This window comes from Clostridium sp. 19966 (genome assembly GCF_032335695.1).
Taxonomy (GTDB): Bacteria; Bacillota; Clostridia; order Clostridiales; family Clostridiaceae; genus JACTOJ01.
Genome location: NZ_JACTOJ010000022.1, coordinates 64,745 through 75,866, shown reverse-complemented (window position 1 = coordinate 75,866; position 11,122 = coordinate 64,745). Strand labels below are relative to the sequence as shown.

General features: G+C 30.9%; 10 protein-coding genes. 7 read left to right on the top strand and 3 right to left on the bottom strand.

Features of this window, described 5'->3' with window-relative positions:
* Positions 1 to 202 precede the first annotated feature (202 nt).
* Positions 203 to 1,648, top strand: a complete 1,446-nt coding sequence (locus IAI10_RS19085; RefSeq protein WP_315674900.1) for an LPXTG cell wall anchor domain-containing protein — start codon at positions 203 to 205, stop codon at positions 1,646 to 1,648.
* A gap of 79 nt (positions 1,649 to 1,727) precedes the next feature.
* On the opposite strand, the gene IAI10_RS19080 is transcribed toward IAI10_RS19085, so the two are convergent.
* Positions 1,728 to 2,381: a DedA family protein gene (locus tag IAI10_RS19080; RefSeq protein ID WP_315674899.1), complete on the bottom strand. Its 654-nt coding sequence runs from the start codon at positions 2,379 to 2,381 to the stop codon at positions 1,728 to 1,730.
* Positions 2,382 to 2,555: 174 nt separating this feature from the next.
* Here IAI10_RS19080 and IAI10_RS19075 point away from each other — a divergent pair, with 174 nt between their 5' ends.
* The 3 genes from IAI10_RS19075 to IAI10_RS19065 all read left to right on the top strand — a co-directional run bounded on the left by IAI10_RS19075 (position 2,556) and on the right by IAI10_RS19065 (position 5,864).
* Positions 2,556 to 3,074 (top strand): DUF3267 domain-containing protein, encoded by a 519-nt coding sequence (locus IAI10_RS19075; RefSeq protein ID WP_315674898.1) that lies wholly within the window; start codon positions 2,556 to 2,558, stop codon positions 3,072 to 3,074.
* A gap of 91 nt (positions 3,075 to 3,165) precedes the next feature.
* On the top strand, positions 3,166 to 5,511 hold the full coding sequence (locus IAI10_RS19070; protein ID WP_315674897.1) for an ATP-dependent helicase: 2,346 nt from the start codon (positions 3,166 to 3,168) through the stop codon (positions 5,509 to 5,511).
* A 2-nt stretch (positions 5,512 to 5,513) separates the two neighbouring features.
* Complete coding sequence (locus IAI10_RS19065; protein ID WP_315674896.1) at positions 5,514 to 5,864, top strand: phenylpyruvate tautomerase MIF-related protein; 351 nt, start codon at positions 5,514 to 5,516, stop codon at positions 5,862 to 5,864.
* 52 nt (positions 5,865 to 5,916) lie between these two features.
* Here IAI10_RS19065 and ltaE read toward each other — a convergent pair whose 3' ends face one another.
* Positions 5,917 to 6,948, bottom strand: coding sequence for a low-specificity L-threonine aldolase (gene ltaE, locus IAI10_RS19060; RefSeq protein ID WP_315674895.1), 1,032 nt, complete (start codon positions 6,946 to 6,948; stop codon positions 5,917 to 5,919).
* A gap of 152 nt (positions 6,949 to 7,100) precedes the next feature.
* On the opposite strand from ltaE, the gene IAI10_RS19055 reads away from it, so the two are divergent.
* Positions 7,101 to 8,228: an aminopeptidase gene (locus IAI10_RS19055; protein WP_315674894.1), complete on the top strand. Its 1,128-nt coding sequence runs from the start codon at positions 7,101 to 7,103 to the stop codon at positions 8,226 to 8,228.
* 151 nt (positions 8,229 to 8,379) lie between these two features.
* Here the strand turns inward: IAI10_RS19055 and IAI10_RS19050 are convergent, their stop codons facing one another.
* Positions 8,380 to 9,642 carry a D-alanyl-D-alanine carboxypeptidase family protein gene (locus IAI10_RS19050; protein WP_315674893.1) on the bottom strand — a complete coding sequence of 421 codons (1,263 nt, stop codon included), beginning with the start codon at positions 9,640 to 9,642 and terminating at the stop codon, positions 8,380 to 8,382.
* 279 nt (positions 9,643 to 9,921) lie between these two features.
* Here IAI10_RS19050 and IAI10_RS19045 point away from each other — a divergent pair, with 279 nt between their 5' ends.
* Together IAI10_RS19045 and IAI10_RS19040 are read left to right on the top strand one after the other, a co-directional pair.
* Positions 9,922 to 10,536 carry a CoA pyrophosphatase gene (locus IAI10_RS19045; RefSeq protein WP_315674892.1) on the top strand — a complete coding sequence of 205 codons (615 nt, stop codon included), beginning with the start codon at positions 9,922 to 9,924 and terminating at the stop codon, positions 10,534 to 10,536.
* A 129-nt stretch (positions 10,537 to 10,665) separates the two neighbouring features.
* Positions 10,666 to 10,791 (top strand): hypothetical protein, encoded by a 126-nt coding sequence (locus IAI10_RS19040; RefSeq protein ID WP_315674891.1) that lies wholly within the window; start codon positions 10,666 to 10,668, stop codon positions 10,789 to 10,791.
* The last annotated feature ends 331 nt before the right edge of the window (positions 10,792 to 11,122 follow it).

Below are 11,122 nucleotides of genomic sequence, written 5' to 3'. Positions count from 1 at the left end.
ATATGTAAAAATAAATATTTTAATAAAAATAATACTTTTTATTACATAAAATAAATAAAAATGAAATAAAGGTATTTTATTAATGTGAATCTAGCTACAAAACAATAAAAATTTGGCATAATAAGTCATAAATAGAATACAATATGCAGAAAAGAATGCTATTTTATTTGATGAAAGTACTAAAAAATATTTTAACTTCGATATGAATGAAGGAAAGATAGTAGGAGAAAATAGCGATTTTAATGAATTAAATAATGCTATCTATACTAAATATGGTACAAACAATAACGCGAATTTATGGATGGAAGAATTATCAAATGGATGGTGTGACTATGAATATAGTTATAATAAGGGTATTTTTGGATTTATTTCGCCAAGTAAAAAGATAATAGAGTTTTCAGGTAGCTATGGTTCATTTGCAACAGATACAAATAAGTTGTATACATATAACAATTATTATGGCGAAGATGAATTTGGTGGTGTACCAAAAGAAAGCTACTATATATACGGATTAGACTCAAATGGAAATTGCTATAAATATAGTGCCGATTTCATATCCTTGGATACAGAGATAAAATCAATAAATATTTCTGGTGATAAAGGAAATATGATTATTTGTACGGATAGGAAATATAAAAGTATAGATTTTTCATTAAAAGATAATAAAATACTTGAAGATAAAATCACTGATATAAGCAATACTGGATATCGTGTAGAAATAGATAACAAAAACAATTTGTGGAAAATAGACAATGGCATGGTAGAAAAATATGAAAATGGAAACTGGAGTGCTAAATATCAAGTAAATAGCTATATGGATGGATTAACTGTTTATGATGATTACAATATGATTGCTTTTGGATATGATTCAAAAACTAATAAAGACTATTTTTCTATAATTAATGCAGTGGCACCACAGCCAATAACTCCAACACAATCAAATGATAAAACCCCTAATATAGTGGTAAACTCCGTTGCTAACGGCACTTTGCCTATAACGGTTAATTCAGTAAATAAAGATTCGGAAAATGTTGTAGATGCAACAAGCTCCACTGGGTTTAATGATGTAGAAGTAACTATAGCAGATGGAAAAGATATAAAAGGCGGTACAGGCTCTGTTACTGTAAAGGCAGGAGCTAATATTGTAATAAAGCTTCCTTTCTCAGCTATAGACTCCAGTTTGTTAAGCGATACTTCTAAAGTAGTGTTGAAGGCATCCGTGTTGACAGGCAGCTATATATTAAATGGAATAAATGGAGTAAAAAGAGTATTCGAATTTGATCTAAATGTGATAGATGGGGATAAAACTACAGCTATTCATAATTTTGCAAATGGAACCGCAGAAATAACATTGACCCTAAGTGATGATGATTTAAAAGGATTAAATGAGAGCAATCTTGCAGTGTTTTATTATAATGAAACTACAAAACAGTTCGAACAGATGGAGACAACAGTAAGTGGAAATACTGTAACTTTTAAAACACCACATTTTAGCCAATATGTTATAGCGGAAAAATCATCTGATAATTCTAAGCTTCCTCAAACAGGGGCAATTATAGACAGTAATGTTCTTGAAATAGCAGGTTTGATATTCGTATTAGCTGGATGTGCTGTACTGATCTTCGGTAAAAAGAAAACTATAAGATAATAAAGTGCTTTAAATTGATACTGATTTATAAATAAAACTAATAAAAAAGGATTTTTCACCAAAAGTGAAAAATCCTTTTTTAAGCAGCTTTTTTAGTTTTTCCGAACTTTGCCTTTAAAGCGCCTATGAAAGCTGGAAGTAAAGATATTATCAGTATTGCATAAATAACTTCAGTAAAATGCGCTTTTACAAAGGCATTGTTACCTATAAAATATCCACCGAAGGCGAAAAGAGAAACCCATAATGTTCCACCGATTAAATTAAATAAGAAAAATTTTGAGTATTTCATTTCTCCAAGACCAGCTACAAATGGAGCAAATGTACGAATGATTGGCATAAATCTAGTTATTATTATAGTAAGTCCACCATATCTATCATAAAAAGCATGAGTTTTATCTAAATACTCTTTTTTAATAAATTTGGGGTTTTCTTTTCCCGTAATTTTAGGACCAATTTTTCTTCCAATACTATAATTAACTATGTTTCCTAATATAGCTGCAGCCCATAAAGAGAAAAACAGAATAGCAATATGTAAGTCACCTATGCCTGCAAAAGTACCAGCAGCAAAAATCATAGAATCTCCAGGTAAGAATGGAGTTACTACAAGTCCGGTTTCACAAAATACTATAAGAAAAAGCATTACATATACCAATACACCGTATTGGCCGATTAAAAGGCTCAGATGCTTATCGATGTGCATAACAAAGTCAAACAAGTAACTAATAACGTTCATAAATTTTAAATCCCCTTGCTTATTTAATTCTGTAGTATATTAAACATTTATATAATAACATTTATCCAAGTAAATTGCCATATAATCTGCAAGGTTTAATATTAATTTAATTAATTAGTAAGAAATAGTTTAAAACTTACGTATTATGGAAATAATTGTAGGTGAGGTGGTTATATGATATATAAAAATACTAAAAAAATTCATGCTTTAAGTGTACTTTTAGGATACTTTATATTATTTTTAATGAGAGGCTATATTAGTAATATTTTAATGCAAATACTTCTAGATAATAAAAATTTAGTAATAACAAGCAATTTTCTGTTGGATATATGTCTATATATAATTTTATTTGTGATAGTAGTAAAGCTTGTTCATGAATTTGTCCACGGAACAGTTATCAAAATTTTTGGTGGCACTGTAAAATATAAGTTTAAGGGTTTTTTTGTTTCAGCGGAAGAAATATCTGAAAAAGAGATGAATAGAACAGAATTCCTTATTGTATTAACAGCACCTCTTCTTGTTATTTCTTTATTAACAGCAGCTTTTTCCATATGGCAGATAAAACTTATTTTTCTTATTAATATTTTTATGAGTATAGAGGACATAATTAAAACCTTATACCTTTTAAAGGCAAAAAGCGAAAGCAAAATAATTATGAAAGATTATGGATTTGATATAGTGAATTTGACTTAGGCTTCTGATAAAATTATAATTATCTACATCGATAGATTATAATTATATATAAAAACATAAATGTAAAAACTCTTAAAGAAAAGGAAATTTTATGAAAAGTTTATTTGATATGACTCCCTATGAGCTTGGAGAAAGTGGACAAGAAGCGGCTATAAAATATCTAATAATGTATATAAGCAAAGGAAAAACTAATGAAAAAAGGCTTGCTGCATCAGCAATAAGCAAATTAAGCAAAAACTATTTGGAAAGCTGCAGTAAAGCTATACCCTTTCTTATTGATAACTTAGGAGATAGTCATGCGCAGGTCAGACAATACACTTTAAAGGCTCTAAAAAATTTTGATATACCTAAAAAATATATTAATATTATAAGAGCAATTTCAGATAAGGATAGTGCTGAATATAATAGGAGAGCAGCAGAGGAACTTTTAGACTTAATTGCTCCTAATGATAGCAAAACTTTTGGAAAAGCTCATGAGGATTTAGAAAAAAATGATTCTCAAACTTCATTAAACCAAAATAATTTTCTAGAAAAATTGAATATAAACTGTGGAATAAGGCTTACGGAAAATCAGAAAAAGGCTGTATTGCATAAGGATGGAGCAGCTCTTGTTTTAGCAGTGCCTGGTGCAGGCAAAACTACTGTATTGCTGTCACGAACAGCAAATTTAATAATAAATCATGGAATAAATCCTGCATCTATTTTATCTATAACCTTTAGCAAAGCTTCAGCTTTAGATATGAGAAATAGGTATTTTAGCTTTTTTAGCAGCATGACGGATATTGGAGCTAATTTTTCAACAATACATTCATTTTGCTATGAGTTACTTAGAAAATATTCATCGACTCAAGGAAAAAACTATAAAATTATTGAAAATAGTGATACTCCCATGGACAAAAGAACTATTTTGAGGAAAATCTATAAAGAGTTGAATGAGGAAGTTATAGATGATGATGCATTAGATGATTTGAGCAATTCCATATGTTTTGCGAAAAATATGATGCTGGATAGCAAAGAACTAACCAATTATTCTAATGAAATTTGCATAAAAAATTTTTATGATATATTTAATCAATATGAAAATATAAAAAAAGAAAACAACTACATTGATTTTGATGACATGCTTTCTTTAACTTATGAAATTCTATCTAGTAATGAAGAAGTAAGAGAAAGATACAGAGATATATATAAATATGTTCAGGTAGATGAGGGGCAAGATACCTCAAAGCTGCAGCATAAAATAATAGAAATTTTGGTAAAGCCCAGTAATAATATTTTTATAGTAGCAGACGATGATCAAAGTATATACAGCTTTAGAGGAGCTTATCCTAAATTTTTGTTAGAATTTAAAAGTATGTATGGGGATGCTAAGACCTATTATATAGAAGAAAATTTTAGATCCACTCCTCAGATAGTCAATCTGGCCAATGGATTTATAAAATTTAATAGCGAGAGATTCGAAAAAAATTTATATACTAAAAATCCATCTGGAAATAATGAAAAAGTTGTGATAGTAAAAGATGAGGAAGAAGAAGCGGAATACATATTGAGAAACTTGAATGAAAATGCAAGCAATGCTATACTATTTAGAAATAATATGTCCTGCATAAGGGTAGGAGATATATTAAGCAGAAAAGGTGTTAGTTTCTATTTAAGAGATTATAATAAATTTTTCTTTAAAAATTTTGTAGTTCAAGATATAAAAGCATTAATGATGCTCACCATAGATAATAGAGATTTTGAAGGTTTTAACAGAGTATATTATAGAATAAAAAGTTATATATCTAAAGAAATAGCTCATAAAATAGTGTTAAAGGCTGATTCTGGTAAGAATTTATTTGAAATATGTGAGGAAATAAGCGAATCAGAAAAGAATGCTAAAGGAATTTTAACCAGATTTATAAATAATATGCATACTCTTAAATATAAAGGCCCCTGGGATTTCATAGAATATATGGATAAGGATTTTGGATACAATAAATACTTAAAAGAAAATTCTCAAAAGTTTGGATATAGTTATGATAGTTTGCGAGGAATAGTTACAAATCTTAAAGGACTAGCTTTGAGGTGCAGCAGTCTTGTAAATTTTTTAAATAGGATTGATGAACTGGAAAAAATATTGGAGGACTCTTGTAAGAAAAAAAAGTCGGACAGCCTTATTTTATCCACCATACACTCTTCAAAGGGATTAGAATTTGACAATGTATTTATAATAGATGTTATTGAAAATGTGATACCGTCAAGAGGAAGCTTAGACAGCTTTGAAAATGGTGATTTTTCTCCTATTGAAGAGGAAAGAAGGTTAATGTACGTAGCGCTGACAAGAGCAAAGAAAAATCTCCATATTATTTCCTTGGAAAACAAGAATGGTGAGCCAGTAAAACAGTCAAGATTTATAAAAGAAATATATAATATAAGTTTAAGAAAGGATGGGTAAATATGCCATATATTAATTGTGTTACTCCACTGAAACTTGAGGAAGATAAGAAAGAAAAGTTAAAAACAGCTTTTGGAAGGCTTATAGAAAACTTGCCTGGAAAGACCGAGGAATGGCTTTTTGTAGGCTTTAATGATGGTCAGAGTCTATACTTCAAAGGAGAAAAACAAGAGAAGGCTGCTATAGTAGAAATTAAAATATTTGGCAGCGCTGATAAAAAGCATAAAGATAAGCTTACAGCTGAAATATGTGATCTGTTAAGTGAAGAGCTTGAAGTTCAAGGCTCAAAAATATATGTAGTGTTTTATGAAGTCTCTGATGGTAATTGGGGATGGAATGGTGGATTATTCTAACTTTCAGACTAAGGGCTCCTAAATGTTTTGATTTAGGAGCCTAAAATGTTTTCTACATAGAGATAGCTTCTTTTAGAGCTTGTATTACAAAATCTATCTTAGGCTTATCTATCCAGTAATGAATTACGAATCTCATTTCGCCATTTTCAGGTCCATTTACTTTTATACCTTTGTCTAATAAATGTTTTACAAGAAAATCGGCATTTACATGTGAGGGGAGTTTAAAAAATACCATGTTTATATGCAGGTTTTCCTCATTTACTTCTATGCCATCTATTTTTCTTAATTCTTCAGACATATAGATAGCGTTTAAGTGATCCTCATTAACTCTTTTTGTCATATCCTTAAGAGCTATTAGACCAGCAGCAGCAAGTATTCCAGATTGTCTTAATCCACCGCCCATAAGTTTCCTTAGCTTTGTTGCTTTTTCTATAAATTCCTTTGAACCTGCTACTATTGAGCCTACAGGTGCACATAGTCCTTTGGATAAGCAGAACATGACGGAATCACAATACTTAGTTATTTCTTTTACGTCAACATTTAAGTAGCTGGCAGCATTAAAAAGTCTTGCACCATCAAGATGTACAGGAAGGGATGCCTCCTTTGCAACCTTGTAAACTGCATCCATTTTGTCTAGAGGTATAACTCTTCCGTTGGAATGAGCATTTTCTAAGCAAATAAGTCCAGTGCTGGGATAATGTATGTCTTCGGAACCTTTTCTTATTCTTTTTCTTATTTCCTCAGCATCAAGAACCCCCTTGTTGCTTTGAATAGTTCTAAGCTGTACACCTGCTATAACAGAGGAAGCACCCACTTCATGTGCTACTATATGACAGTCTTCTCCTAATATTACTTCATCACCTCTTTTGCAATGAGTAAAGAGTGAAAGTTGATTTCCAAAGGTTCCGCTAGGTACAAATAAGGCAGCTTCTTTGCCTACCAAGTTTGCAGCATAGCTTTCCAGTTCTTTCATTGTAGGATCATCTCCGTAAACATCATCGCCAACTACTGCATTCATCATGGCTTCTCTCATGGCTTTAGTAGGAGCTGTTACAGTATCGCTTCTCAAATCAATATAATCCATATTAAATCCTCCATTAAGAATAATTTATATATCATAGAAATATTACTATAATATTTTATCATATTAACTTATAAATAAAAACTTATAGCTGTGGTGCATTAAGGCATAAAAGTATATAATTATAATAGATGTTAATATGAGGAGGAATAAAATTGAAGGATACAAGGCTTAATAAGTTAGCAAAGGTATTGGTAAATTATTCAACAAAGGTAAAGCCCGGGGATTTTGTTTTCATTTCTGGAGATATTGCTATAGAACCATGGGTTGTGGAGGTTGCTAAAGAAGCTGTGAGAGCGGGTGCCCATGTGGAGACTTCAATGTCATCACAGAATGTAACGGAAGCTATACTAAAAAATGCTACGGATGAGCAGCTTATGCAAGAGGGAACTATAAATAAAGTAGTTATGGAAAAGGCTGATGTATGGCTTTCTGCATGGGGAGGAACAAATACAAAGAGTTTTTCTAATATTTCCGGAGAAAAATTTAAACTTAGAGCACAAGGGAATAAAAAATCTCAAGAGATATATTTAAAAAGAATAGGAGATGGATCTTTAAGATGGTGCGGAACTATGTTCCCTACGGTTTCAGACGCTCAAGAAGCAGCTATGAGCCTTGAAGAATATGAAGACTTTGTTTATGGAGCTGGACTTGTAGAATCTGATGATCCAGCAGAAGAGTGGAGAAAAATAAGTGAGAAGCAGGAAAGATGGGTAAAATATTTGGATACTAAAAAAGAGATCCATTTTATAGCGGAAGGTACAGATATAACTGCTAAGGTCCAAGGAAGGAAATGGATAAATTGCGATGGAAAATTAAATTTTCCAGATGGTGAGATATTCACTTCTCCTATTGAAGATTCGCTAAATGGATATATAACTTTTACATATCCTTCAATATACATGGGACAAGAGGTTGAAGGAATAAAGTTAGAAGTAAAGGGAGGAAAGGTGGTAAAGTGGGAAGCGGAAAAAGGTTATGAACTTCTAGATGCCTTAATAAAAACTGATGAAGGAGCTTCTTACTTTGGAGAAGTGGCCATAGGAACCAATTATGGAATAAAGAGATTTACTAAAAACATATTATTTGATGAGAAGATAGGCGGAAGCATACATATGGCAATTGGTAACTCCCTAGATCAAGCTGGTGGAAAAAATAAATCCGCAATACATTGGGATATGATTTGTGACATGAAAACTAATGGAAAAATATATGCAGATGAGGAACTTTTCTATGAAAATGGCTATTTTAAGGATGAAATATTAGAAAAATACGGACTATAGAAAAAGCGGCTGTTGCATAATGTATAAAAGTACTAAGTAATACGAAAACCATGCATAAATAGAGATGCAATTCGTATATTATGCATGGTTTTATTTGTGTTGGGCTGATTAATATTAGCTTTGCAATAACCCAATTTTTATAACAGGATAATTATCTTCTAGATCTCGCTGCAGTTTTTCTTATAAATACTATCAGAGCAACTACAATGGCTAATACTGCCACAGTACCAACTCCAACAGCTGTATAGAGACCTCTGTTCTGAGCATATATATCTTTTGAAGTTATAGTTGTATATAATGAATATTCATTTAAACTTTCTCTGCCTTTTAGTTGGTATTTTCCAACTTCTGTATTAGCTGATAAATTCCAAGGATCTATACTATCAGTTTTTATGTTAGCAGTTAATTCTTTCTTATTTACATCATTAGCATAGTAGCTTGCATCATCATGGATTATCATTGGCATATCTATAGTTTTAGTTGGGCCAATGAACTTAAGAGGTTTATATTGAAGCTTTTCAACTTTTACTTGGGTATTTTTAGTTGTGTACACAGTTCTTTTAGCAGAATAACTCCAATCGATTATTTTTTGCATATCATTGAATACTTGAGTATCATCCTTATCCCATACTGATCCCATTACTACTCCAACCATTAATCGATTGTTTCTATTATATATGGAAACTAGACATCTTCCGGCCTTTGTAGTATTACCTGTTTTGCCACCTACATTACCATCTACACCAAGAAGTTTATTTCTATTGTCCACTGCAGCGGTGAGTCCGTTAGAAAGAGTTATTTTACTATTTTTAGTTCCCATGACTTCTTTAACCCAAGGCTGATTGTAGGCAGCTCTTGCTAATATAGTAAGATCATAAGCTGTGGTCAGGTGATCAGTAGTGGAATCATCTAAGCCATTAGCTGTTACAAAATGCGTGTTTTTCATACTTAGCTTAGCAGCTTCGTCATTCATCATCTTTATGAAGTTATCAGAAGAGCCTCCTACAGCGTCAGCAATCATATAGGCGCTATCGTTAGCAGAAAACATTAATAATGCCTTCATAGTATCATCTGCTGATAAAGTATCACCAATTTTTATATTTCTAAAGACATCCGTACTTAAAGCAAAAGCTGGCTGCTTTTTAGCATCTTCAGTGTAAGGTATTTTATCTGTCTTTTTTTTGTTTTGTGCAAATAAGAGAGCAGTCATTAGCTTTGTTACACTGGCAGGATATCTTTTTTCATCAATATTATTTGCGTAAATTATTTCTCCAGTCTGTACATCAAGGGTTATAGCTGCTTTTCCAACTATTTTAGGAGGCTGTTCATCAGCACTAGCCTTAAATCCAGGGAGCAGGGTAGTAGTTACAGTCAAAGCGAGTGTAAAAATTAGAGAAAATTTTAGTCGTTTCATGTTTTAGTTTCCTTCCTTTTATGTTTTTACATAATTTAATTAGTAAATTGCTATTATAACAGAAAATTGAAGGTAAAAAGGTTTTATAAAGTTACAATAGCGGATTTTCCTTAGCGCTTATATATGTTAATATTAGGTTTGTATCATGCATTTTTATGAGTGGTTACAATTTTTAATACGAATAATATTAAATTTTAGTAACAATAAATAGTATATCATTATTAAATCCAATGGACAACGGTATTATATACAGAATATATTAAATGTTGGAGGAATTATATGGATAATATAGAGAAGATATTTAAAGAAAGAAAAGAAAAATCTATTTTTAATTTAAGAAGAAGTGCTGTGGTAATACCTATAATTGAAGAAGAGGGGAAGCAGGCAATACTTTTTGAGGTAAGATCTGCAAAATTAAAAAGCCAGCCCCTAGATATTTGTCTACCAGGGGGGAAGGTAGAACCCAGTGAAAATTACAAAGAAACTGCGGGAAGAGAACTTATGGAAGAATTACTTATAAAAGACAGTGATTTTGAAATAATTGCTCCAATGGATTATTTGGTTACCCCCTATAGAGGGGTTATGCATCCTTTTGTAGCAAAAATAAAACAGTACTCCTTTACTTATAATGAAGATGAAGTTGAGAGTGTGTTTAAAGTTCCCTTGGAATTTTTTAAAAATAATGATCCTTTAAGGTATGATTTGAGTATTTCCCCAGTACTTAAGGAAGATTTTCCTTATCATTTGATAAATGGCGGTAAAAATTACCCCTTTGCTACGGTGACAATGCCTCAATACTTTTATGAATATGAAGGACATGTAATATGGGGATCTACGGCATTAATTGTTAAAGCTTTTATAGATATAATTAAAGAAGTTGGATTTAACCAATAACTCTATACATTAACTATTAGGAAACACAGTCAAGGGATAAAATATTTCACATTTTTATCCCTTTTTTTATTGTTTATGTATTAAAAATGTAAAATTGGAAAGTATAATTTTTAGAAGGGAGTGGTATACATGACACATAGAGAAAGTAAAAAAGAAGCTAAAAAAGCTTCAACTAAAAGCAAGAAGCCTGAAATAGTAGAGTCTGAAGAAATAGAAAAAGCTAAGGGAAAAAACATTGTTGGAAAAGGAAGATAATATCTAAAAGCAAAAAGCTATCCTATATTTGGATGGCTTTTTGCTTAACTGCCAGCTTTTAAAACATAGAGGCAGAAGATGGCTTTCAAAACAGAAAATTTGAAAAATTCAAAAAAGGGTGATATTATAATTAAAGAGTACAAGATTTTTTAATTTAGAAGTTGATATTGATAAATTTGTAAATATAGAGATATGTCCAAATTTGAAGGTTGCATTTTGGAGGAAAGAGTATTAAAATTTAGGTGATGATATGAATAAATAAAAATTTAAAATATAATTTGTTATTTTGTTAAAAATTTTATGATTCATATTTTGTATAATTAGCTAAATT